28 protein-coding genes are annotated in these 22,651 nt (G+C 68.4%); 10 read left to right on the top strand and 18 right to left on the bottom strand.

Features of this window, described 5'->3' with window-relative positions; genetic code table 11:
* Positions 1-174: 174 nt before the first annotated feature.
* Positions 175-1,620 (top strand): lipopolysaccharide biosynthesis protein, encoded by a 1,446-nt coding sequence (locus ST3T6A_RS0118935; RefSeq protein ID WP_019834534.1) that lies wholly within the window; start codon positions 175-177, stop codon positions 1,618-1,620.
* 19 nt (positions 1,621-1,639) lie between these two features.
* Here the strand turns inward: ST3T6A_RS0118935 and ST3T6A_RS0118930 are convergent, their stop codons facing one another.
* On the bottom strand, positions 1,640-2,068 hold the full coding sequence (locus ST3T6A_RS0118930; RefSeq protein ID WP_019834533.1) for a CBS domain-containing protein: 429 nt from the start codon (positions 2,066-2,068) through the stop codon (positions 1,640-1,642).
* Between the two features lie 70 nt (positions 2,069-2,138).
* Between ST3T6A_RS0118930 and ST3T6A_RS0118925 the strand changes: the two genes are divergently transcribed.
* Positions 2,139-2,438, top strand: a complete 300-nt coding sequence (locus ST3T6A_RS0118925) for a hypothetical protein (protein ID WP_019834532.1) — start codon at positions 2,139-2,141, stop codon at positions 2,436-2,438.
* A 71-nt stretch (positions 2,439-2,509) separates the two neighbouring features.
* Here the strand turns inward: ST3T6A_RS0118925 and ST3T6A_RS0118920 are convergent, their stop codons facing one another.
* From ST3T6A_RS0118920 to hisS, 4 genes are all read right to left on the bottom strand, one after another.
* Complete coding sequence (locus tag ST3T6A_RS0118920) at positions 2,510-3,217, bottom strand: DUF4167 domain-containing protein (protein ID WP_235785860.1); 708 nt, start codon at positions 3,215-3,217, stop codon at positions 2,510-2,512.
* 346 nt (positions 3,218-3,563) lie between these two features.
* Positions 3,564-4,388 (bottom strand): peptide chain release factor N(5)-glutamine methyltransferase, encoded by an 825-nt coding sequence (gene prmC, locus ST3T6A_RS0118915; RefSeq protein ID WP_019834530.1) that lies wholly within the window; start codon positions 4,386-4,388, stop codon positions 3,564-3,566.
* Positions 4,378-5,457, bottom strand: coding sequence for a peptide chain release factor 1 (prfA, locus tag ST3T6A_RS0118910; protein WP_019834529.1), 1,080 nt, complete (start codon positions 5,455-5,457; stop codon positions 4,378-4,380). The genes prmC and prfA overlap by 11 nt, the downstream gene beginning before the upstream one ends.
* Entirely contained in the window at positions 5,457-6,716 is a 1,260-nt protein-coding gene (gene hisS, locus ST3T6A_RS0118905; RefSeq protein ID WP_019834528.1) for a histidine--tRNA ligase, read from the bottom strand. Before hisS ends, prfA begins: the two co-directional genes overlap by 1 nt.
* A gap of 103 nt (positions 6,717-6,819) precedes the next feature.
* On the opposite strand from hisS, the gene ppa reads away from it, so the two are divergent.
* Positions 6,820-7,389, top strand: a complete 570-nt coding sequence (gene ppa / locus ST3T6A_RS0118900; protein ID WP_019834527.1) for an inorganic diphosphatase — start codon at positions 6,820-6,822, stop codon at positions 7,387-7,389.
* Between the two features lie 188 nt (positions 7,390-7,577).
* Positions 7,578-9,518, top strand: a complete 1,941-nt coding sequence (locus ST3T6A_RS0118895; RefSeq protein WP_019834526.1) for a M61 family metallopeptidase — start codon at positions 7,578-7,580, stop codon at positions 9,516-9,518.
* Positions 9,519-9,563: 45 nt separating this feature from the next.
* Here ST3T6A_RS0118895 and ST3T6A_RS0118890 read toward each other — a convergent pair whose 3' ends face one another.
* Positions 9,564-9,881: a DMT family transporter gene (locus tag ST3T6A_RS0118890; RefSeq protein ID WP_019834525.1), complete on the bottom strand. Its 318-nt coding sequence runs from the start codon at positions 9,879-9,881 to the stop codon at positions 9,564-9,566.
* Positions 9,882-9,949: 68 nt separating this feature from the next.
* Between ST3T6A_RS0118890 and ST3T6A_RS0118885 the strand changes: the two genes are divergently transcribed.
* Positions 9,950-10,615, top strand: coding sequence for a DUF1345 domain-containing protein (locus ST3T6A_RS0118885; protein WP_019834524.1), 666 nt, complete (start codon positions 9,950-9,952; stop codon positions 10,613-10,615).
* Here the strand turns inward: ST3T6A_RS0118885 and ST3T6A_RS0118880 are convergent.
* Positions 10,612-11,139 (bottom strand): GNAT family N-acetyltransferase, encoded by a 528-nt coding sequence (locus tag ST3T6A_RS0118880; protein ID WP_019834523.1) that lies wholly within the window; start codon positions 11,137-11,139, stop codon positions 10,612-10,614. The genes ST3T6A_RS0118885 and ST3T6A_RS0118880 overlap by 4 nt on opposite strands.
* Positions 11,136-12,263 (bottom strand): flavodoxin-dependent (E)-4-hydroxy-3-methylbut-2-enyl-diphosphate synthase, encoded by a 1,128-nt coding sequence (gene ispG, locus ST3T6A_RS0118875; RefSeq protein ID WP_019834522.1) that lies wholly within the window; start codon positions 12,261-12,263, stop codon positions 11,136-11,138. The genes ST3T6A_RS0118880 and ispG overlap by 4 nt, the downstream gene beginning before the upstream one ends.
* A gap of 87 nt (positions 12,264-12,350) precedes the next feature.
* On the opposite strand from ispG, the gene ST3T6A_RS0118870 reads away from it, so the two are divergent.
* Together ST3T6A_RS0118870 and ST3T6A_RS0118865 are read left to right on the top strand one after the other, a co-directional pair.
* The gene (locus tag ST3T6A_RS0118870) at positions 12,351-13,268 is read left to right on the top strand and encodes an isoaspartyl peptidase/L-asparaginase family protein (RefSeq protein WP_026359875.1); all 918 of its coding nucleotides are present in this window, start codon (positions 12,351-12,353) and stop codon (positions 13,266-13,268) included.
* Positions 13,269-13,423: 155 nt separating this feature from the next.
* Complete coding sequence (locus ST3T6A_RS0118865; RefSeq protein WP_051103505.1) at positions 13,424-14,317, top strand: S1/P1 nuclease; 894 nt, start codon at positions 13,424-13,426, stop codon at positions 14,315-14,317.
* A 72-nt stretch (positions 14,318-14,389) separates the two neighbouring features.
* On the opposite strand, the gene pal is transcribed toward ST3T6A_RS0118865, so the two are convergent.
* The 6 genes from pal to ST3T6A_RS0118835 form a co-directional block, all read right to left on the bottom strand.
* Complete coding sequence (pal, locus tag ST3T6A_RS0118860) at positions 14,390-14,911, bottom strand: peptidoglycan-associated lipoprotein Pal (protein ID WP_026359874.1); 522 nt, start codon at positions 14,909-14,911, stop codon at positions 14,390-14,392.
* 89 nt (positions 14,912-15,000) lie between these two features.
* Complete coding sequence (tolB, locus tag ST3T6A_RS0118855) at positions 15,001-16,371, bottom strand: Tol-Pal system beta propeller repeat protein TolB (protein WP_019834518.1); 1,371 nt, start codon at positions 16,369-16,371, stop codon at positions 15,001-15,003.
* 20 nt (positions 16,372-16,391) lie between these two features.
* Positions 16,392-17,273, bottom strand: coding sequence for a hypothetical protein (locus ST3T6A_RS0118850; protein ID WP_019834517.1), 882 nt, complete (start codon positions 17,271-17,273; stop codon positions 16,392-16,394).
* A gap of 3 nt (positions 17,274-17,276) precedes the next feature.
* Positions 17,277-17,723, bottom strand: coding sequence for a protein TolR (gene tolR / locus ST3T6A_RS0118845; protein ID WP_019834516.1), 447 nt, complete (start codon positions 17,721-17,723; stop codon positions 17,277-17,279).
* Positions 17,723-18,412, bottom strand: coding sequence for a protein TolQ (gene tolQ, locus ST3T6A_RS0118840; protein ID WP_019834515.1), 690 nt, complete (start codon positions 18,410-18,412; stop codon positions 17,723-17,725). Before tolQ ends, tolR begins: the two co-directional genes overlap by 1 nt.
* On the bottom strand, positions 18,409-18,873 hold the full coding sequence (locus ST3T6A_RS0118835) for a YbgC/FadM family acyl-CoA thioesterase (RefSeq protein ID WP_019834514.1): 465 nt from the start codon (positions 18,871-18,873) through the stop codon (positions 18,409-18,411). Before ST3T6A_RS0118835 ends, tolQ begins: the two co-directional genes overlap by 4 nt.
* A gap of 105 nt (positions 18,874-18,978) precedes the next feature.
* On the opposite strand from ST3T6A_RS0118835, the gene ST3T6A_RS0118830 reads away from it, so the two are divergent.
* From ST3T6A_RS0118830 to ST3T6A_RS0118820, 3 genes are read left to right on the top strand one after another with little or no spacing between them, the layout of a single operon-like run.
* Positions 18,979-19,401 carry a hypothetical protein gene (locus ST3T6A_RS0118830; RefSeq protein ID WP_019834513.1) on the top strand — a complete coding sequence of 141 codons (423 nt, stop codon included), beginning with the start codon at positions 18,979-18,981 and terminating at the stop codon, positions 19,399-19,401.
* Entirely contained in the window at positions 19,394-19,600 is a 207-nt protein-coding gene (locus ST3T6A_RS0118825) for a helix-turn-helix transcriptional regulator (protein WP_019834512.1), read from the top strand. The genes ST3T6A_RS0118830 and ST3T6A_RS0118825 overlap by 8 nt, the downstream gene beginning before the upstream one ends.
* A 1-nt stretch (position 19,601) precedes the next feature.
* On the top strand, positions 19,602-19,901 hold the full coding sequence (locus tag ST3T6A_RS0118820) for a hypothetical protein (RefSeq protein WP_019834511.1): 300 nt from the start codon (positions 19,602-19,604) through the stop codon (positions 19,899-19,901).
* Between the two features lie 7 nt (positions 19,902-19,908).
* On the opposite strand, the gene ruvB is transcribed toward ST3T6A_RS0118820, so the two are convergent.
* The 4 genes from ruvB to ruvC form a co-directional block, all read right to left on the bottom strand.
* Positions 19,909-20,931: a Holliday junction branch migration DNA helicase RuvB gene (ruvB, locus tag ST3T6A_RS0118815; RefSeq protein WP_019834510.1), complete on the bottom strand. Its 1,023-nt coding sequence runs from the start codon at positions 20,929-20,931 to the stop codon at positions 19,909-19,911.
* Positions 20,932-20,975: 44 nt separating this feature from the next.
* The gene (locus tag ST3T6A_RS21000; RefSeq protein WP_019834509.1) at positions 20,976-21,464 is read right to left on the bottom strand and encodes a hypothetical protein; all 489 of its coding nucleotides are present in this window, start codon (positions 21,462-21,464) and stop codon (positions 20,976-20,978) included.
* A 67-nt stretch (positions 21,465-21,531) separates the two neighbouring features.
* The gene (ruvA, locus tag ST3T6A_RS0118805) at positions 21,532-22,131 is read right to left on the bottom strand and encodes a Holliday junction branch migration protein RuvA (protein WP_026359872.1); all 600 of its coding nucleotides are present in this window, start codon (positions 22,129-22,131) and stop codon (positions 21,532-21,534) included.
* 16 nt (positions 22,132-22,147) lie between these two features.
* Entirely contained in the window at positions 22,148-22,645 is a 498-nt protein-coding gene (gene ruvC, locus ST3T6A_RS0118800) for a crossover junction endodeoxyribonuclease RuvC (RefSeq protein ID WP_019834507.1), read from the bottom strand.
* Positions 22,646-22,651 lie beyond the last annotated feature (6 nt).

The following is a 22,651-nucleotide window of genomic DNA, read 5'->3' as shown; positions in this document are numbered from 1 at the left end:
GGGCTGAGACCCCGGGCGTCAACACCATTTTGCAAAATTGTTTCGGTCCGCTTGCAACACCGCGAAAAACCGCGATTTTTTAACGCCTGCCGGGCACAAGCGGCCGGATCGATGTGGGGGAATCGGGTGCCTGCGATTCGAGAGGATGCGGAACAGACGGGGTCGGCCGCGGGAATGGCTCCGCGGATCCGTAGCGCGGTGCTCTGGCGCTCGGGCAGCCAGATCATCGGCCAGCTCGTGATGTGGAGTTCCACCTTCCTCGTGCTCCGCCTGCTGACACCCGCGGACTATGGCCTGTTTGCGATGACGCAGATGGTGATCTCGCTCGCCACGCTCATGAACGGTTTCAGCTTTGCCGCCTCTCTGGTGCAGAGCGAACGGCTCGATGAAGGGCGGGTGGGCCAGGTGTTCGGCGTGCTGATCCTGATGAACGGATCGATCGCCGCCGCGCAGTTCCTCGCCGCCCCGCTTGCCGCCGACTATTTCCATCAGCCCATGCTGGTGGCGCTGCTGCGCGTCCAGAGCCTGCTGCACATCACGACGCCCTTCATCATCATGCCGCAGGCGCTGCTCAGTCGGAATATCGACTTCCGCACACAGGGACGCGCCAACCTGCTGGCGGCATTGGCGGGAGCGATCACTGCGCCGGCCTGTGCGCTGGCGGGGCTCGGCGTATGGACGCTGGTGCTGGCGCCGCTCGCGCTCTTCACGACGCGCGCGCTACTGCTCGGTATTCTCGGGCGCTGGTGGGTGCGGCCTCGTTTCAGCCTTTCGGGCGCGGGCGCGACGCTCGGCTATGGCGGCACCGTGCTGGTGAGCGACATCCTGTGGTTCGTGCAGAATCAGGCGGACGTGTTCATCGCCGGGCGCCGTTTCGATGCGCATATGCTGGGGCTCTATTCCGAGGGACTGTTCCTCACCCAGATCCTCGTCAACAAGTTCGTGCCCGCGCTGAACGACGTCGCCTTCCCCGCTTATGCCCGGATGCAGGCGGACAGGGGCGCGGTCGCGTGGAGCTTCGCCCGCGCGCTCAGCCTCATCATGCTGGTGGCGTTGCCCTGCTATGTGGGGCTGGCGGCGACCGCCGAGCCGCTGGTGCTGACCGCCATGGGGCCGCGATGGGCCGAGGTGGTGCCGCTGGTGCGGCTGCTCGCCTTCGCCATGCCGTTCGTGACGCTGCACATCCTCTATCCGCCGGCTACCAATGCGCTCGGCAAGCCACGGATCGGGGCGATCTCCTCCGGCGCGGGGGCACTGCTGCTGCCGGCCGCCTTTGCGGTGGGCGTGCGCTTCGGGCCGACCGGCATGGCGGCGGCGTGGGTGGTGGCGACGCCGCTCCTCGTGCTGGTGTCGAGCAGCCTGTCGCTGCCGGTGATCGGGCTGAGCTGGCGGCGGCTCGGCGGCGCGATCTGGGCGCCCCTGGTCGCGGCGCTGGGCATGGGGCTGGTGGTGACGGGCGTGGACCGGCTGCTGCCGGCGATGGCGCCGCCCGCGCGACTGGCTATCCTCGTGCCGGCCGGCGTGGCGGCCTATGCGGCGCTCATCCTGCTGGTCGCCCGGCCGCTCGTGGTGCAGGCGCTCGCCATGGTTCGCGGCCGGGATCAGCCGGCGACCATCTGAGGACCGCCGGCGCGCGCGTTCAATTCCCCGCGATGTAGAGGCGCATCGCCTCCGCCTCCGCCTCGATCCGGTCGATGCGCTGCTTCACCAGATCGCCGATCGACACGAAGCCGACCATCGCCCCGTCATCCACCACCGGCAGATGGCGGATGCGCCGCTGCGTCATCAGCGCGAGCGCCGACAGGATTCGCGTGCTGCGCTCGACCGTGAGCGCGGGAGTGGTCATCACCTCGCCAACCTTCCGATCCAGCGTAGCCGGCCCTTCCGCGCCCAGCCTGTAGATCACGTCTCGTTCGGAGAAGATGCCGAGGACACGCCCGTTCTGAATCACGGGCACCGCACCGATACGCCGTTCCGCGAGCAGCTTCACGACCGCGCCCACCGGCATGTCTGGATCGACGGAGATGATATCCCCGTTCCTCGATTGGAGAATCGCCGCGATCGTCATGCCGGCCTCCTCTTTTTAGGCCGGGCTGGACCGCTCCGGCCGGGTTGATGATTCCATGACCGGAGGCCAAATGGAAGCCATGCCGAAACCTGATCCCACCCCGCGGCGACGGATCGCCAATCCCCATGCCTGGGCCCGCTATTGGCGGATCATGCGGTGGATGACGCTGCTCGCCCTGGCCTGCGTGGTGGTGGCGCTGATCTACTTCAAGACGGGCGGATCGCCTGTGCCGGTGCATATGGTGATCGCCGCCTCGCTGGGCGTGTTCCTCACCGTGATGGTGGGCACGGGACTGATGAGCCTCGCCTTCCTCTCCTCGGGCAGCGGGCATGACGAGGACGCGGCCGACCCGTTCGACGAGCGGCACTAAGCCCCAAAAGGAAAGGGCGCCGTCCCCGATGGAACGGCGCCCTTCCTGATTCCCGGCAAACCGGTTGCGGATCAGGCCGCGACCGGGCTGTCCTCGTTCGGCGTCGCGACGCGGCGGGTGCGGCGGCGGCGCGGCGCGGGCTCCTCGCCGGCATCGGCTTCGGCCGGAGCGGCGGCATGGCCGTTGGTGCCCTCATCGTCGGACGGGCCGAAGGCCGGCGGCAGACGGTCGATCTCGATGCGCTGCGGGGCGCCCTCGGCCTGCGCCTCGCCCTCGGCGCGACGCGGGCGGCGGCCACGGCGCGGACGGCGATCACCGCCCTCGTCCTCGCTCGCTTCCTCGCGGGGGGCTTCCGCCTCGGCGGCCACCGGCTCGCGCTCACGCTCGCGGCGGCGCGGTTCGCGATCCTGACGATCCTGGCCCTGACGCTCCTGACGGCGCGGCTCGCGTTCCTCGCGGCGCGGCTGTTCGGCTTCGGCCGCCTCTTCGGAGACCTCGCCCTCGTCGCCGCCTTCCTCGAACTCGTCATTCTCGAAGCGCGGGCGGCGCTGCTGGTTCTGATGCGGATTCTGATCCTCGAACCGGGCGCGATTCTCGTTGAGGACGCGGAAATAATGGTCCGCGAACTGGAGATAATATTCGGTCATGACACGGTCGCCCTGAGTCTGGGCGTCACGCGCGAGATTCCGATATTTCTCATGCAGCTGGGCCGCGTTGCCGCGCGCCCGGTTGTCGATCCGGTTGCCTCGATCGGAGCCATTGCCGCCGGGGCCCCGCACCTGCGCGCCGCCGCGGCCACGGCGACGGCCGTTCTGCCGATTGTTGATCAACGTTTCCGAGTCCTCGTTCCTGGTGGTCCTAGTCACCACTCCCGCCGGTCGCGTCCGGCATTCGTCCGGGCCCTCCCGGGCGATTCGCAGGCGCCGTCCATGATCTGCGCGCCGGCCTCGGGCGTGTGGAGGTCACACGCCCCATTCCGCGTCGCTGCCCCGCATGCGGAGCGGCAGGCCATCGGTTTCGGCATGGGGCCGCAGCGTTCGAACACGATGTTCCGATGCTGAGTGGCCCCCGTTCCTGCTCCTCATGTAGTGTGCCGCAATCGCAAAACCAAGTGGAATATGCGTTTCAGTGCGTCGCAATGACGCAACGGTCCCGCCCGGCGAGATCGGGGCGGACCCGCACCGCGAGCCCCTTGGCCGCGATCAGCGCCGAGACGGCGGCCCCCTGCGTCGCACCGATCTCGATGCAGGCGACGCCGCCCGGCGCAAGCTGCGCCGGAAGCAAGGGCGCGATCGCGCGATAATCGTCGAGGCCGTCCGCTCCGGCGAACAGCGCGGAGTGCGGCTCATGCTCGATCACGTCGCGGGGCAGGGGCTCGTCCGTCCCGATATAGGGCGGGTTGCAGAGGATGAGGTCGAACGCCTCGCCGGTGCCGGCCCAGCCGCCCTCGATCATCTCCGCCCGCGCACCCATGCCTAGCGCCTCGGCATTGGCCGATGCGATGGCAAGCGCAGCGGACGAGCGATCGATGCCGACGCCTGACGCTTGCCGCCACTCCGCCAGCGCGGCGAGCAGCAGCGCGCCCGAGCCGGTACCGAGATCGAGCACGCGCCTGGGGCCGGCCGTGCCGCGAAAATGATCGACCGCCGCCTCGATCAGCGTCTCGCTGTCGGGACGCGGGATCAGCACGCCGGGCGCGACCGCAAGGTCGATCGTCCAGAAGGCACGACTGCCCGTGATGTAGGCGAGCGGCTCCCCATCCACGCGCCGCTCCAGCAACGCCGCGAAGCCCTCGGGCGCCGGCCGGTCGAGCCCGCCGAGCAGCAACGCCTCCCGGCTCGCCCCCAGCGCGTGCGCCATCAGCAGCTCGGCGTCGAGGCGCGGCGTCTCCGAATGCTCGGCGAGGCGGGCCGTGGCCTCCGCCAGCGCCGCGCGCATGTCAGGCGACATCGTCGAGGGCGGCGAGGCGGCTCGCCTCATCCTCCGCGATCAGCGCGCCGAGCAGCTCGTCCATCTGGCCTTCGAGGATTTCGGGCAGGCGGTGGAGCGTCAGGTTGATGCGGTGATCGGTCACGCGGCCCTGCGGGAAATTGTACGTCCGGATGCGCTCCGAACGATCGCCCGAGCCGACCATCGACTTGCGCGCGCCCGCCCGCGCCGAAGCCAGCCGCTCGCGCTCCAGCTCATAGAGCCGCGCGCGCAGCACCTTCATGGCCTTCGCCTTGTTCTTGTGCTGCGATTTCTCGTCCTGCTGGCTAACGACCAAGCCGGTCGGCAAGTGGGTGATGCGCACCGCCGAATCCGTGGTGTTGACCGACTGGCCGCCGGGGCCGGACGAGCGGAACACGTCGATGCGCAGATCCTTCTCGTCGATCTTGACGTCGACCTCCTCGGCCTCGGGCAGCACCGCCACCGTCGCCGCCGAGGTGTGGATACGCCCGCCGCTCTCGGTGACGGGCACGCGCTGGACGCGGTGCACGCCGCTCTCGAACTTGAGCTTGGCGAACACCCCCTGCCCCGTGACCGACGCGACGACTTCCTTGAAGCCGCCCATCTCGGCCGCGTTCGCCGACATCAGCTCCACGCGCCAGCCCTGCGTGTCGGCATAGCGCTGGTACATGCGGAACAGGTCGCCCGCGAACAGGGCCGCCTCGTCGCCACCGGTGCCGGCGCGGATTTCGAGGATCGCCGAGCGTTCGTCCGCCGCATCCTTGGGCAACAGGCTGATCGCGAGGTGGCGCTCCGCATCCGGCAGGCGGGTGCGGATCAGCTCCATCTCCTCGACCGCCATGGCGCGGATATCGGCGTCCGGGTCTTCCGCCATGCCGGTCAGCACGCCGAGTTCGGCGCGCAAACGGCGAACCTCGGCGGCGGCCACCGCCACCGGCTCCAGCTCGGCATAATCGCGCGACAGGCGGACGAACTGGTCGGTCGGCAGATCGCCGCGCGCCATCGCCGACTGAAGCTCATGGTGCCGCGCCTCGATCGCGGCGATGCGCTCGGACGTGATCGAGACCATCAGGCGGCGGTCTCCACCCCGATCCAGGTCGCGATGCGGTCGAGCGGCACGGCGGCCTGCTCGCCGGTCGCGAGGCGCTTCACCGAGGCCTCGCCGCGCGCCAGCTCGTCCTCGCCGAGGATCACCGCGAAGCGCGCGCCGGCCGTATCGGCCTTCTGCATCCGCTTCTTCATATTGCCCTTATACGCCATGTCGCAGGCGAGGCCGGCGCGGCGCAGCGCAGCGATCACGCCGCCCGCCGCAGCTTCCGCCGCAGCCCCCATGGGAACGACCGCGACGTCGATGCTGGGCTTGGCCGGCTCGTCGATCAGCATGCCGAGGCGCTCGATGCCCGCCGCCCAGCCGACTGCCGGGGTCGCGGGACCACCGAGCGATTCGATGAGGCCATCGTAACGGCCACCGGCGAGCACCGTGCCCTGCGCGCCCAGCCGGTCGGTGACGAACTCGAAGGCGGTGTGGCGATAATAATCGAGCCCGCGCACCAGCCGCGCATTGCGCGTCCAGGCGACACCGGCCGCGTCGAGCCCCTTGGTGACGGCCTCGAAGAAGGCGCCGGCCTCGCTCGACATATGCGCGTCGATGCCGGGAGCCGCGTCGGCGATCGGACGGTCGCGCGGGTCCTTCGAATCGAGGATACGCAGCGGGTTCTTCTCCAGCCGGATAAGGCTGTCCTCGGACAGCTCACCGCGATGCTTCTCGAAATGCGCGACGAGCGCGTCACGCCAAGCATCGCGCGTCTCGGCGTCGCCCAGCGTATTGAGCTGGAGCGTCACGCCGTCGGCGATGCCGAGTTCGTGGAGGAGCTGGTCAGCCATCACCAGCAGCTCGACATCCGCCTGCGGCTCGGCGGCGCCGATGATCTCGGCGTCGATCTGGTGGAACTGGCGATAGCGCCCCTTCTGCGGGCGCTCGTAGCGGAACACGGGGCCGTGGGTGGCGAGCTTCAGCGGCACGAACTGCTGCCAGCCCTCGGTGAGGTAGGCACGCGAAAGGCCCGCCGTGAACTCCGGGCGCAGCGTCAGCGAATCCCCGCCGCGATCCTCGAAGGTGTACATCTCCTTGGAGACGACATCGGTCGTCTCGCCGATCGAGCGGGCGAAGACGGCGGTCGCCTCGAAGATCGGAATCTCGACGCGCTGGAAGCCATAGAGGCCCCGCACCCGGTCGAAGGCCGAGACCACGGCGTGATGGCGGCGCGCGGCCTCGCCGAAGAGGTCCTGGGTGCCACGGATGCGCTGGGGTGTTTCGGTACGGCTCATGGGGGCCGGTCCCTAATGGAAAACGGTTAAACGGAAAATATACTTCGCACATGCACAAGGCGACTTGAGGCCCGATGCGGCGGGCGGTATTTCGCTCCCCGCTATGAACATCGATCTCATCCCCGTTGGCGCCAACCCGCCGCACGAGCTGAACGTCATCATCGAGGTGCCCGTCGGCGGCGAGCCGGTGAAGTACGAGTTCGACAAGAAGTCGGGCGCGCTCTTCGTCGATCGCATCCTGCACACGCCGATGCGTTACCCCGCCAACTACGGCTTCGTGCCGCACACGCTCTCGCCCGACGGCGATCCGCTCGACGCGTTGGTGATCGCGCGCTCGCCCTTCGTGCCGGGCAGCGTGGTGCGCGTCCGCCCGATCGCGGTTCTGCGCCTGGAGGACGAAGCCGGCGGCGACGAGAAGCTCATCACCGTCCCCGACAACAAGACCTTCCCCTACTACAACGAAGTCGGCGAGAAGGACGATCTGCCCGAGATCGTGATGCAGCAGATCGAGCATTTCTTCACCCACTACAAGGATCTGGAAAAGCAGAAGTGGGTGCGCATCGGCACCTGGGGCGATGCCGACGAAGCGCGCCAGATCATTCTCGAGGCGATCGAGGCCGCCAAGAAGGCCAAGGAAGAGACCGGCGACGACGCGGGCGCCAAGCACCTCTGATCCGATCGTCCGATCGACGCACGCAAGGCGGGCCGGAGGCGCAGACAGCGCTTCCGGCCCGCTTTTCGTTGGGGCGCAGGCAATCGGACGGTCGTGAAATATCTGAAATATTCTTGCGCCATCTGGACCTTTTCGTCCGGGCGCGGCATCGCTCTGCGGCAGATTTCTGACAGGGAGTTTCCCGTTCGATGACCAAGTTCGCCCGCGCGCTCGCCGGCGCCGCCCCGATCGCGCTGTTCCTCGGCCTTGGCGCCGCTCATGCCATGCAGCCCGCCACCAACAGCTTTCCGCAGCCGGTCGCGATCAACGACACGATCCCCGCGCCCAAGGACGTTCCCTATCCCGGCGGCACGATCAAGCTCGCGGTCGATGCCACCGACGTGACCCGTGGCATCTTCACGGTGAAGGAAGTCATCCCCGTCGCGGAAGCGGGCAAGCTCACCCTGCTCTTCCCCAAGTGGCTGCCCGGCAACCACAGCCCGACCGGCCAGGTCTCCAAGATGGCCGGCCTCGTCATCACCGCCGACGGCAAGACCCTGCCCTGGGTGCGTGACACCATCGACGTCTATGCCTTCCACATCGACGTGCCGGCGGGCGCCAGGGAGATCACCGCCAGCTTCCAGTATCTCTCGCCGACCACCGGCAACCAGGGCCGCATCGTCGCGACGCCCGACATGCTGAGCCTCCAGTGGGATTGCGTGGCGCTCTATCCGGCGGGCTATTTCGTCCGCCAGATTCCGTTCGAGGCGAGCGTGACCTATCCGAAGGGCTGGAAGTCCGCGACGGCGCTGGCGCCCGGCCTGTCGGGCGACACGGTCACCTATCCGGTGGTGGATTTCGAGACGCTGGTCGATTCGCCGGCCATCGCCGGCCGCAACATGGTGAGCCACGAGCTGACGCCCGGCGTCCGCCTCGACATCGCCGCCGACCGGCCCGATCAGCTCAAGGCCAGCCCCGAGCAGATCGCCGCGCACAAGCGCCTCGTCGAGCAGGCCGTGAAGCTGTTCGGCGCGCAGCATTACGACCATTACGACTTCCTGTTCACGCTTTCCGACAATCTCGGCGGCGAGGGGCTGGAGCATCACCGCTCGTCCGAGGACGGCACCGACGCCGACTATTTCACCGATTGGGATTCGAGCGTCGCTGCCCGCAACCTGCTGGCGCACGAGTTCACGCATAGCTGGGACGGCAAGTATCGCCGCCCGGCCGACCTGTGGACGCCCGACTATCGCACCCCCATGCAGGACACGCTGCTCTGGGTGTATGAAGGTCAGACCCAATATTGGGGCTACATCCTCCAGGCGCGCTCGGGCCTCGCCACCAAGCAGGAGACGCTGGACGCCCTCGCCTCGACCGCGGCCTATTACCAGAACACCCCCGCCAAGGCGTGGCGCACGGTCGAGGACACCACCAACGATCCGAGCATCTCGCAGCGCCGGCCCAAGGCCTGGACCAGCTATCAGTGGTCCGAGGACTATTATGAGGCCGGCAAGCTGGTGTGGCTCGATGCCGACCAGCTCATCCGCGAGAAGACCGGGGGCAAGAAGTCGCTCGACGATTTCGCCCGCACCTTCTTCGGCATGAAGGACCGCGACTGGGGCGTGCTGACCTACCGCTTCGAGGATGTCGTCGCGGCGCTGAACTCGGTCGTGCCCTATGACTGGGCGACCTTCCTCAACGAGCGCATCTATGCCGTGAGGCCCGAGGCGACGCTCGGCTGGATCGCGCGCGGCGGCTACAAGCTCGACTATCAGGACAAGCCGACCGACTGGTGGAAGTCGCGCGAAAAGGCCCGCGAGGTTTCCGACTACAGCTATTCGATCGGCCTCACGATCGGCAAGGAAGGCGCGATCAGCGGCGTGTTCTGGGATAGCCCGGCGTTCAAGGCGGGCATCACCACGGGCTCCAAGCTCGTCGCCGTGGAAGGCCGCGCCTATGACAAGGATCTGCTCAAGAGCGTGATCACCGCGGCCAAGGGCGGCACTCAGCCGATCCATCTGCTCGTCAAGCAGGGCTCGGAATATCGTGATGTCGCCGTGCAGTGGAACGGCGGCCTGCGCTATCCGACGCTGGTGAAGGTGGCGAAGGGCGAGGCCGGCCTCGACAAGCTGCTCGAACCGAAGAAGTAAGCATGACGGAAGCCCCTCCCGCACGGCATGCGGGAGGGGCTTTCCTCAATGGCTCACCAGCTTGAGCCCGGCGATGCAGCCGACAAGGCCGACGATCAGCAGCAGGCGCGCAGCCCCCAGAGGCTCTTCGAAGAAGAGGATGCCCACGGCCACCGTGCCGAGCGCGCCGATGCCGCCCCACACCGCATAGGCCGTTCCCATCGGGATCGAGCGCGAGGCCAGCTCCAGCAAGCCCATGCTGAGCGTCACCGAGACGAGGAAGCCCAACGTCCAGCCGACATTGCGGAAACCGTCGACGAAACGCAGGCAGGTGGTGAAGCCCACCTCCCCCAGTCCGCCCAACAACAGCCAGATCCACGCCATTCCGCCTCCCTTTCGGCTTGAGAATGTTTTCGCGCGCCTTTCCGGTTCGGCACGCTATCCTCCGCCTCATGGCCATGAAGCTCGATCTCGGCAACCGCATCGCGCCGGTGCGCTTTCTCATCTTCCTCGTGCTGCTGGCCGCGGGCATCCCGCTGCTGGGAAGCACGATCGGCTGGCGGCACGGCACGATGCTCGCTTTCGATCTCGCCTCGGCGGTGTTCCTGCTGTCGCTCTGGCGATTGCTCCAGACGCCGCATGCCGATGCGATGCGCGACTATGCCGCGCGCAACGACGCCAACCGCGCGCTGTTGCTGACGATCAGCGTCACCGTCTCGCTGGTGGTGCTGGTAGCGGTCTTCTCGGAGCTGCTGGAGAAAGCCTCGCCCAAGCCCGAGACCGTGGCATTGATCATCGCCACCCTGTCGCTGGCCTGGCTCTTCTCCAACATGGTCTATGCGCTGCACTATGCGCATGTCTTCTACGTCCAGTCCGATACCGACGACGACGGCACCAGCGAGGACAGCGGCGGGCTGGATTTCCCGGAGACGAAGGAGCCCAACTACTGGGACTTCATCTATTTCAGCTTCACGCTGGGGATGACCTTCCAGACGTCCGACACCGCGCTCACCAACACGCAGATGCGCCGGATCACGACGCTCCACTGTCTGGCGGCGTTCGTGTTCAACCTCGGCGTTCTGGCCTTCACGATCAACGTGCTCGGCGGCGGGAGCTAGGCCTCGCCCGCCGCGAGCCGGGCGATGCCGTCCGCCTCCAGCCGCCACGGCTGCCAGCCCTCGGAGCGCCGCGCGCCGATGCGGCGATAGAAGCGCATCGCCTCCTCGTTCCAGTCGAGCACCGCCCAGTCCATCCGCGCGCAGCCTCGCGCCTGCGCTTCCTGCGCCAGCGCCGTCATCAGCGCGCGGGCGACACCGGAGCGGCGCTCGGACGGATCGACGAACAGGTCTTCGAGATAGAGGCCGGGCTTGCCCGTCCAGGTCGAGTAGTTGAGGAACCAGAGCGCGAGGCCCACGGCCTGCCCATCCCGCTCGGCGATATGCGCGTGGACATGGGCGCCGTCCGCGAACAGCGCGCGGCCGATCATCGCCTCGGTCGCCTCGACGGCATCGGGCTCGCGCTCGAAGTCCGCAAGCGCGCGGATCATGCGGAGGATTTCCGCCTCGTCGCCAAGGCGGGCCGCGCGGACGGTGACGCTCACGGTCTCACCATCCGCCACGAACGATCCAGCAGGCACCTTCACTCGGCCGCCTGAACCTCTGCCGCCGCCTTGGCCGCTTCCATCTCGGCCGCCTTGGCCTCGACCAGCTTCACGACATGATCGACCATCGCGTCGTCGTCGATCGTGTGATCGGTGACGCCCGAGAGATAGATCATGTGCTTGCCGTTGCCGCCGCCGGTGACGCCGATATCGGTCTCGCGCGCCTCGCCCGGACCGTTCACGACGCAGCCCAGCACCGAGAGCGAGAGCGGAGTCGAGATATGCTTGAGGCGATCCTCCAGCTTCTCGACGGTGCGGATCACGTCGAAGCCCTGACGCGCGCAGGACGGGCACGACACCACGCGCACGCCACGGGTGCGGATGCCGAGCGCCTTGAGGATCTCGTAGCCGACGCGCACCTCTTCCTCGGGCTCGGCCGAGAGCGAGACGCGGATCGTGTCGCCGATGCCGAACCAGAGCAGCGAGCCGATGCCGATCGCGCTCTTCACCGTGCCGGCGATCAGGCCGCCGGCCTCGGTGATGCCGAGATGCAGCGGGCAGTCCACCACTTCGGCGAGCTGCTGGTAGGCGGCCACCGCGAGGAACTGGTCGGACGCCTTCACCGCCACCTTATATTCGTGGAAGTCGGCATCCTGGAGCAGCTTGATATGATCGAGCGCGCTCTCGACCAGCGCCTCGGGGCAAGGCTCGCCGTACTTTTCCAGCAGGTCCTTCTCGAGGGAGCCGCCGTTCACGCCGATGCGGATCGCGCAGCCATTGGCCTTGGCGGCATTCACCACTTCCTGCACGCGGGCCGCCGAGCCGATATTGCCGGGATTGATGCGCAGGCAGGCCGCGCCCGCGTCCGCCGCTTCGAGCGCGCGCTTATAGTGGAAGTGGATATCCGCCACGATCGGCACGCGGGCCGCGCGGACGATCTGCTTCAGCGCGACGGTCGATTCCTCGTCAGGGCAGGAGACGCGGATGATGTCGACGCCCGCTTCCTCGCAACGGCGGATCTGGTCGATCGTGCCCTTCACGTCGGTGGTGAGCGTGTTGGTCATCGTCTGCACGGTGACGGGCGCGTCGCCGCCGACGGGCACGTTGCCCACCATGATCTGACGGGATTGGCGGCGCGTGATGTCGCGCCACGGACGAATGGACATGGGAAGCCTTCGCGATTGTGGTCGAGAGCCTCTATAGGCGCTGCGGCGCAAGATGATAAGCGCCAGCACATGAAGAAGGAGCAATGCGTGGGCTGGACCCTCATGATTCATGGCGGCGCGGGCTCGATGCGCCCCGGCGTGCTGACCGAGGCTGAGGATCAGGGCGCCCGCGTGGGCCTGACGGCGGCGCTGGAAGCAGGTGCCGCGATCCTGCGCGATGGCGGCTCCGCGCTCGATGCGGTCGAGGCTGCGGTGCGCGTGCTGGAGGATGATCCGCATTTCAACGCGGGGCGCGGCTCGGTCTACACCTGGGAAGGCCGCATCGAGTGCGACGCCGCGATCATGGACGGCCGCGGCCGCGAAGCAGGCGCCATCGCCGGCGTCACCGCGACGCGCCACCCCGTCAGCCTCGCCCGCGCCGTGATGACGCAGAGCCCGCACGTGCTGCTGTCGTCCGCCGGGGCCGACGCCTTCTCCGCGCATATCGGACAGGAGCAGGTGGCGCAGGACTGGTTCGCCACCCCCGAACGCCGCCGCCAGCTCGACGAGATCAAGGCGCATCCCGACATGCCGTTCGATTCGGCGATGAAGTACGGCACCGTCGGCGCGGTCGCGGTGGACGAGGCGGGCCATGTCGCCGCCGCCACCTCGACCGGCGGGCTCACCGCCAAGCGCTGGGGCCGGATCGGCGATTCGCCGCTGATCGGGGCGGGCACTTATGCCGACGATCGCGCTGCCGCGATCTCCTGCACCGGATCGGGCGAGCATTATATCCGCCTCGGGCTCGCGCATGAGCTGTGCGCCCGGCTGCGGCTGACCGACGCCGGCCTCGACGCCACCGCCGACGCGATGGTGGACGAGCTGACCGCGCTCGGCGGCAAGGGCGGCTTCATCACTGTCACGCCCAAAGGCGAGGCCCGCTGGGCGTTCAACACGCCGGGCATGTATCGCGGCGTGGTGGGGCAGGAACGGCCGCTCAAGGTGGCCATCTACGACGAAGATTGAATCGGCATGTTGCGATCCGGCAATCTTGCCGAGAGACTCGCGCGCTAACGCCCGTCCCCGGTCGTTCCCCGGTGAAGATGGCATCCGGTCTTCGCGCTGCTAGCGGGCCGCTGCCTTCGCCGGGGAGCGGCAACCCTTCCTGATCCGAGACGATGATGAACCGCCTCCAATTCCTGCTCGCCGCGATCGTGGCGCTCCTGCTTCCGCTGTCGCCCGCCGCCGCCTGGTGGGAATATGGCCACGAGACGGTCGCCCGCATCGCCTATCTGGAGGTGAACCCGGAGACGCGCGCCGGCATCGACGGGCTGCTCCGCCAGTCCAAGCTGCTCGACACGCCGACTTGCCCCGCCAAGACCATCGCGGAAGCGTCCGTCTGGCCCGATTGCGTGAAGAATCTCGGCGACCGGTTCAGCTATGCCTACAACTGGCACTTCGTCGACATCGACGTGTGCAAGCCCTTCGACCCCAAGGGGCCGTGCGCGGGCGGCAATTGCGTGATCTCCCAGATCGAGCGCAACCAGCGCCTGCTCGCCGACAAGCATCTGAATCCGCGTGAGCGGCTGATGGCGCTGATCTTCCTCGTCCACTTCGTCGGCGACCTGCACCAGCCGCTCCACGCCGCCGAACGCGACGGCGATCAGGGCGGCAACAAGCTGCGCACCCATTATGGCGTGATGGCGGGGCGAACGAACCTCCACTCCATCTGGGACGGCCTGCTCGCCGACCGTGCCATCTCGACGCCGCCGGGCGACGCCAAAGGCCTGCTCGCCGGCACCACGCCGGAGAGCCGCGCCGCGATGCAGACGGGCACCGTCACCGACTGGGCGAAGGAGAGCTGGGAGCTGGCCCGCGACACCGTCTACCCAACGGCCACCCACGGCCCCGCCTGCCCGCCGACCAGGCCCGCCGACGCGGGGCTCGACGAAGCGACGATCCAGCAGTTGATCCCGGTGCTTCGGCAGCAGGTGCTGCGCGGCGGGCTGCGGCTCGCGAAGATGCTGGACGACGCCTTCGCCGGCCATGTCCCGCCCCGTCCGAAATACGGCTGAGCCCAGCCCAATGAAAAAGGGGCCGGCCTTTCGGCCAGCCCCTTTCCCGGACCCTGCTGGTGAACGTTCCGCTTATTGTGGCACGACCGTGACGGCGCGGCGGTTCTGCGCCCAGGCGCTCTCGTCCGAACCAGTCGCGACCGGGCGTTCCTTGCCGTAGCTGATCGTGTTGATGCGATCGGCCGGCACGCCCTGGCTCACCAGGAAGTTCTTGGCGGCGGTGGCGCGGCGATCGCCGAGCGCGATGTTGTACTCGCGCGTGCCGCGCTCGTCGCAATGGCCTTCGAGCGTCACGCGGACGGCCGGGTGCGCCACCAGCCACTTGGCCTGCGCGGTCAAGATGCCCTGCGCCTCGCTGTCGACGTCCGACTTGTCGGTGCCGAAGTGAACAGTGTCGGTGCCGACCTGCTGGAGGAAGTCAGCGCGCGAACCGGGAATGATCGAGCTACCGACCGGGGCCTGCGTGCCCGTATCCGATTCCGGCGCCGTCGAGGCGGGCGGGGGCGGGGGCAGTTCAGCCGGCTTCTTCTTGGCGCAACCGGCCAGCGCCACCATCGCGGCGACGGTCAATACCGTGGCAGTCTTTGCAGTCATCTTGGAGTCTCCTTTGGTTTTCAATGGCGGCCCCCTATTGCCCTTTCAGGCTTAGGATTGTTTCGGCGATGGTCAAGCCCGGCCCATCGTTACGGCAACAACGGCGACCAGGCCGGATCGGACCCATCGAGGGGGGTCGGAATTTTTCGTTCGTTGACGCCGGTCAGGTCCACCGACCAGAGATCGGCGCGGCCCGAGCCCTGCGCGGTGCGGAAAAACATGATGACGCGGCCGTTGGGAGACCAGCTCGGGCCCTCGTCCTGCCAGCCGTGCGTCAGGATCTTCTCGCCATTGCCGTCGGGCGACATCACGCCCACCGAGAAGCCGCCTCCGAGCTTGGTGAAGGCGATGAGATCGCCGCGCGGGCTCCACACCGGGGTGGCGTAGCGGCCCGAGCCGAAACTGATGCGGTGCTGACCCGAACTGTCCGCGTTCATGACATAGATCTGCTGCGTGCCGGAACGGTCGCTCTCGAACACGATCTTGCTGCCGTCCGGCGAATAGCAGGGCGCGGTGTTGATGCCCGGCGCGTTGGTGAGGCGCGTCGGCGTGCCGCCCGACGCCGAAACGCGATAGATCTGCGTGTTGCCGCCGACCGAGAGCGAATAGACGATCGAACGCCCGTCCGGCGAATAGCGCGGGGAGAGCGTCATGTTCGGCGAATCGACCACCAGCCTCTGCTGCCCGGTGCTGATGTTGTAGGTGTAGATGCGCGGCCGGTTGCCCGTGTAGGACATGTAGACGATCGACTGCTGGTTCGGCGAATAGCGCGGCGTCAGCACGATCGACTGGCCGTTGGTCAGGAAGTGATGGTTGGCACCGTCCTGATCCATGATCGCCAGCCGCTTGGTCCGGTGATTCTTGGGGCCGGTCTCGGAGACATAGGCGACCCGGCTGTCGAAATAGGGGCCTTCGCCGGTCAGCCGCGTATAGACGGTGTCGGCGCACTTGTGCGCGGCGCGGCGCCACTGGGCGGGCGACACCACGAAGCCCTGCCGCGTCAGTTCCTGCTTCTGGTAGACGTCGTAGAGATAGCAGCCGACGGTCAGCGTGCCGTCGCCATTGGCCTGCACGAAGCCCTGCACCAGCGCCGAGGCGCCGGTGGTGGTCCAGTAGTTGTAATCAGGCGCCGTCACCTGCGGATAGGCGACCGCATGATCGCCCGACACCGGCTTGAACAGGCCCGAACCCTTGAGGTCGTTGATGACGATCTGCGCGACCTGGCTGCCGAGCGCGTCGGTCTGGCCGGCGGGGGTCTTGGCGGACGCCGGGGTCGGCATCGCGGGGATCGCGATCGGCATCGGCTGCGAGATGCCGCCGGTGACGTCGACGATCAGGCGCTGGCCGGGCTGCGGCCCCGCGCCGGGCGCGGCCTGCGTGGCGGGCACCTGCGCCAGCGCCGCGCTCGACAGCAGCAGCGCCGGCATCGCGGCGATCATGCGACGGACCATCATGCTCATCTCCCTCCTCTCGGCACCCGTCATGGACGGAACCGGAACCCGAAATCGTCCCAGCCGCCCTGATACATTTCGGGCGGCAGCTTGAATGGCGCGCAGCGCAGCACGGCGCGGCGCGCGGCATCGGCCATCTGGCGCGCGTAGGCCTGGTTCTGCCCATTGACGCCGCTCTGCTCGCCGATCTCGACCGAGGCGACCGAGCCGTCGCGGTTCATGCGCAGGTTGAGCACCGTCGCGATCTGCCCCGCGTCGGCGCCGCCGGCCGGCGGATTGTAGCAGGGCTTCACCTGCTGGAGCAGCAGCGCCGCCAGCCCCGCCATCGACTGCGCCGACACCGCCGCCGCGCGCGGCGCGGTCGCCTTGCCGGGCGCCTTGTCGGGCGACAGGCCCTTCAGGAAATCGGCGCCGAGCCGCGAGCCCTTGGGCTTGGCCTTGCCCGGCGTGTCCTTGGGCAGATCCTTCAGGAAGTCGGCGGAAAGACCGGCCTTCTTGGGAGGCTGCTTCTCGGGCGTCGGCTTGGCCGGCTTCTCGGGCGCGGGCTTCGGCTTGGCTTCGGGTTTGGGCGGCGCCGGCTTCGGCTCCGGCTTCACCTCGGGCTTGGGTTCGGGCTTCGGCGGAGGCGGGGTCGGCTTGGGCGGCTCGGCTTTGGGAGCCGGCGCGGGCGGCGGGGGCGCCGCCTCCTCGGGCGGCCCTTGCTCGGGCGCGACCGACGGGGCCGGCGCTTCCGTCGCCACCTTCGGCGCGGCCGACGTCAGCCCGACCTTGTCGACCAGTTGCACATCCATCGTGTCGGCGACCGGAGGCTTCGGGATGCGCGCCGAGAACAGGCTCAGCGACAGCACCACAAACAGGGCGACATGCCCCGCCGCGGCCACTCCCAGCCCATAGCGTTCGGCGCGTTCCATGGCTCAGCGGCGCTCGTCGGCCGGCGTGGAGACCAGCGCCACCTTGTTGAGGCCGGCGCGATTGAGTTCGCCCATCACCGCCATCACCCGGCCATAGTCGATCCCGCGATCCGCGCGCAGGAAGATCTGCTGGGGCTCGCCGCCGACCGGCCCCTGCCCCGCGATCTGGGCGAGGCGGTCGGGCAGCGCCCCGTCGCTCACCTGATCGTCGTCGACGAACACCTGCCCCTGCGCGTCGATCGAGATCTGGATCGGCTTCTTGGGCTGCTCCAGCGCCTTGGCGCGGCTGTCGGGCAGGTGAATCGGCACGCCCGTCATCAGCAGCGGCGCGGTGATCATGAAGATGATGAGCAGCACCAGCATGACGTCGACGAGCGGCGTCACGTTGATCTCCGCCATCGGCGTGCGGCGGCCGCCACGGCCACCGCTCGGGGTAGGGCCCATGGCCATCAGTCGGCTTCCAGCTCGCGGCTGAGCGTCGCGTGGAAATTGTCGGCGAAGCGATGGAGGCGCGCCTCCATCTTGTTGATGCCGTGCGACAGGCGATTGTAGGCGATGACCGCCGGAATCGCCGCGAACAGGCCCAACGCCGTCGCGAACAGCGCCTCCGCGATGCCCGGCGCGACGACGCCGAGCGAGGTGTTCTGCTGCGCCGCGATCGAGGTGAAGCTGCGCATGATGCCCCACACCGTGCCGAACAGGCCGACGAAGGGCGCCACCGAGCCGATGGTGGCGAGGATGTTCAGCCGATCCGACAGGCGATCCACCTCGACCCCGGTCGCCGCCCCCATGGTGGTGGCGAGCCGCGCGCGCGTGCCGTCCCGGTCGATCTTCTTGCCCGCGGTCGAGCGACGCCACTCGTTCACGCCCGCCGCCAGCACCCTGGCCAGGGGCAGATCGTCGTTGCGGTGCACGGTGTAGAAATTGTCGATATCCTGCGAGGCCCAGAAATCCCGCTCGAACTTCGCGTTCTTCGCGCTGATGCGCTTCAGCCGGACGCCATGGCCGACGATGATTCCCCACGTCCACACCGAGGCGCAGAGCAGGCCGATCATCACGACCTTCACCACGATATCGGCCTGGAGGAAGAGGGCGAGCGGCGACATCGTCGCGGCGTCGGTCGCCAGGTGCGGAATCATGATGCTACTTCATCCCCTTTGAGGCGGCGGAATATGTCGAGCCAGGCGTCGGGCTGCCGCCTCGGCCTTCCTTCCGGCGAAAGGAATGCCGCAGTGACCTCCGCGTCGGCGAGCAACACATCGCCGCGCATGACTCTCTGATGAATGACGCAGGAAGCGGCCTTCGTATCCATCACCCGGCTGACGACGAGCAGATCGTCGTCGAGACGCGCCGGGCGCCGATATCGGATAGCGAGATCAGTGATCGCGTAAACGCCCAGCCCCTGCTCATATGCGCCACGCTGATCGATCCCTGCGGCGCGCAGCATGTCAGAACGCGCGCGCTCCAGATAGCGCAGATAATTGGCGTGGTAGACGACGCCCGAAAAATCCGTGTCCTCGAAATACACGCGGAGCGGAAAGCGATGCTCGCCTTCCACGAAGCGCCCGCTCGCCGGCAGATCGGTGGCGTCGATGATCATGAGAGCGGGGTCTAACGCTTCGTCGTGCCCACGCAACCCCGGCCGCTTGACGATGATGATACCTATAGGTTACAAATCACCTATAGGTTACACGGGAAGACCGCCATGACCAATGCCGATACCGCCGAGCGGCTGAGCCGTGCCCGCACGCTGCTCTTCTATCTTTCCGCCGCTTTGTTCCTCGTCGTCCCCTGGTTCGATTCGCCGGCGGATGGATCGATGTCGTTCGCGATCGTCTGGGTGGCCTGGGCGATCCTGTTGCTTGCCGGTATCGCGGGGATGGGCGGCTGGTTCATGCCGCGCGGTGCCCGCCGGTTGATGGAGGACGAAGGCACCCGCGCCAACCGCGCCCGCAGCATGGCGATCGGCTATTTCGCGGCCATCGCTGCGGCGTTGACCCTGTCGGTGCTGGTGCGGCTGGTGGCGATCGACATGCAGACCGTGATCCGGGCGATCGTGACCGCCGGAATCGCCGCGGCGCTGATCTCCTTCGCCGCCCTCGAACGGACGTCGATGCAGGATGGCTGAAGGCCTGAGCAACCGCCTGCGTGAGGAGCGGGCTCGGCATGGCTGGACGCAGGCCGAGTTGGCCGAGCGCGCGGGCGTCAGCCGCAAGACGATCAATACGGTGGAAAATGGCGTGTTCGTCCCCTCCACCATCCTCGCGCTGCGCCTCGCCCGCGTGCTAGGCCAGCCGGTGGAGGCACTGTTCGCGCTGGAGGACTGACATGATCGCCTATCTCGGGCTGTTGTTCGCCGGCATGTTGCTCTGCAATTCCCTGCCGCATCTGCTGGCCGGCTTGCAGGGCGAGCGCTTCTACACGCCGTGGGCGCGGCCTCGCGGGGTCGGCATGTCCTCGGCGCTGGAAAATGTGCTGTGGGGATCGGCCAACCTGCTGCTGTCCGCCTTCCTGATCGACCGCATCTTCCCCAGGAACATACCCCACGGGCTTCCGATGCTGGCGGCCGGCTTCGTCGGAATGGGGATCGGGCTGGCGCTGATCTTCGGACGCCGGAAGGCCGGCTGAGACGGCTTCAGTCGAACAGGCCATCCTGCACGCCCGCCGGCATCGGCAGGCCGAGATGGGTCCATGCCCGGCCGGTCAGGCAACGCCCCCGCGCCGTGCGGGCAAGCAGGCCGAGCTGGATGAGATAGGGCTCGATCACCTCCTCCACCGTGTCGCGCGGTTCGGAGAGACCGGCGGCGATTGTCTCCACGCCGACCGGGCCGCCGCGATAGACGTCGGCGATCATCAGCAGATAGCGCCGGTCCATCGCGTCGAGGCCGAGATTGTCCACCTCCAGCCGGGTGAGCGCCGCATCGGCCACGCGAGCGTCCACCACCGGGTCGCCCGCCATGTGCGCGAAGTCCCGCACCCGACGGAGCAGGCGCCCGGCGATGCGGGGCGTGCCGCGCGAACGCCGCGCGATCTCGGTCGCCCCGTCGCGCGCGAGATCGAGTGCCAGCAGCCGGGCGGCGCGCGCCACCACCAGCTCCAGCTCGTCCACCGTGTAGAATTGCAGGCGCACCGGAATGCCGAAGCGATCGCGCAGCGGCGTGGTCAGCAGCCCCTGCCGTGTCGTAGCCCCCACCAGCGTGAAGCGCGGCAGCTCGATCCGGACCGAGCGCGCGGACGGCCCCTCGCCGATCATCAGGTCGAGCACGCGGTCCTCCATCGCCGGATAGAGCACTTCCTCGACGGCGGGCGCGAGGCGGTGGATCTCGTCGATGAAGAGGACGTCGCCCTCCTCCAGATTGGTGAGCAAGGCCGCCAGATCGCCCGACTTGGCGATCACCGGGCCGGAGGTGGCGCGGAAGCCCACGCCTAGCTCGCGCGCGACGATCTGGGCGAGCGTCGTCTTGCCGAGGCCGGGCGGGCCGAAGAACAGTACATGATCCATCGCCTCGCCGCGCGCCTTGGCGGCGCCGATGAAGACGCGGAGATTCTCGCGCGCCGCCTTCTGCCCGACGAAATCGTCGAGCGTCTTGGGCCGCAGCGCGGCGTCGATATCTTCGGGGCGGCGCTCGGCGGCGAGGAGGCGGTCGGGTTCGCTCATGGTCGATCCGTTCCCTAGCCGTTCCGCATGGCGGGCGCCAGCGCTCAGGGAAGCCGGCTGAGCAGCACCGGGATATGATCGGCCTGGCTGTCGCTGAGCTGGAGGATGTAGTCCCCCGGCGCCAGCGCGAAATCGACTTGCTTGGCGATGCCCGAGCAGGGCGCGCCATGGGCATGGGCGGCGGACGGCAGCGACTTGCCCCGCTGCACGACGTCGATCCAGGCCTTGCCGCCGAGCGCGACGCGATAGGTGCCGCTCAACGCGACATGGAAGACCAGCAGCCCGCCCTTGTCGCCCGCCGCCACCGGCTTGCCGAGCGGGGCGGCGAAGCTCACCCCTTCAGCCGGGGCGAGCGCCGCGATCGCCGGTACGTTGAGCGTCAGCATCGGATTGGGATTGCCGGCGAGCGAATGCGCCGCGGGCAGGTCAGCCGCGCCGCGCCACAGCTTCGGCGCCTCGGGGCAAGCCGGCGCGTCCGCCTGCGCCACGCCTGCCCAGCAGAGAATGGCCAGCACCGGCCCAACGATCCGCATATCAGCCCCCTCTTGTCCGCCGGCGACAATCTGTAGCCCCGCGCAAGGGATCGCTCAATCGCGTGCCTTACGCCTTGGAAGCCTTGCGCAGCGCGAGGCGGACCAGCGCATCGAGCGTGGCGCCCTCCCCCAGCTCCTCCGCCGCTGCGCCCACCGCCGCCGACGCCTCGGCCGGGCGGAATCCGAGATTGGCGAGCGCCGAGAGCGCGTCGTTGACCGCGCCGCCCTTGGGCGCCGCCGTCGCCATGCCCACCGGGCCGAGCGCCGGGCCGGCCTTGTCCTTGAGTTCGGTCACGATGCGCAGCGCCAGCTTCGGGCCGACGCCGTTGGCGCGCGCCACCATCGCCTTGTCGCCCGACGCCACCGCGCGGGAGAGTTCGTCCGGCGCCAGCGTCGAGAGGATGGCGAGCGCGAGGCGGCCGCCCACCCCCTGCACCTGGGTCAGCAGGCGGAACCAGTCGCGCTCGGTCGTCGAGCCGAAGCCGAACAGCGTGATCGCATCCTCGCGCACCTGCATGTCGGTGAGGATCTTCACCTCCGAGCCGACGCCCCCCAGCGCCTGCAAGGTCTTGCCCGAGAGCTGCACGAGATAGCCGACGCCGTTCACGTCGATCACGCCATGGTCGGCCCCCGCCTCGGCGAGGATGCCGGTCAGCCGTGCGATCATCATGCCCCCTTTGTCCTCACGAAACGCGGCGCAGCATGGCGCGCTGGCTCGCCACATGATGCGCATGGGTGATGGCGACGGCGAGCGCATCGGCAGCGTCCGCGCCGGTCAGCTTCACGCCGGGCAGCAGCCGCGAGACCATCGCCTGCACCTGCTTCTTGTCCGCCCCGCCGGTGCCGACCACCGCCTTCTTGACGATCGAGGGATGATATTCCCCGATCACGATCTCCGCCTGCGCGGCGGCCAGCAGCACGACGCCGCGCGCCTGCCCGAGCTTGAGCGTCGACTGGGCGTTGGAGTTGCCGAGCACCTCCTCGACCGCCGCGCCCTCGGGCCGGTGAGCGCGGATCACCTCGATCAGCGCGCCGTGGAGCAGCGCGAGGCGGCGCGGCAGCGGCATCGCCACTTCGGTGCGGATCTGCCCGTTGGCGACGTGGGACAGGCGATTGCCGTCGGCGGCGATCACCCCCCAGCCCGTGGTGCCGAGCCCCGGATCGAGCCCGAGGATCAGCACCCCGTC

It is taken from the genome of Sphingomonas sp. PR090111-T3T-6A, from assembly GCF_000383095.1.
Lineage (GTDB): Bacteria > Pseudomonadota > Alphaproteobacteria > Sphingomonadales > Sphingomonadaceae > Solisphingomonas.
Note: the sequence above shows the minus strand (reverse complement) of the source record. Positions and strands in the feature narration are given on the sequence as shown.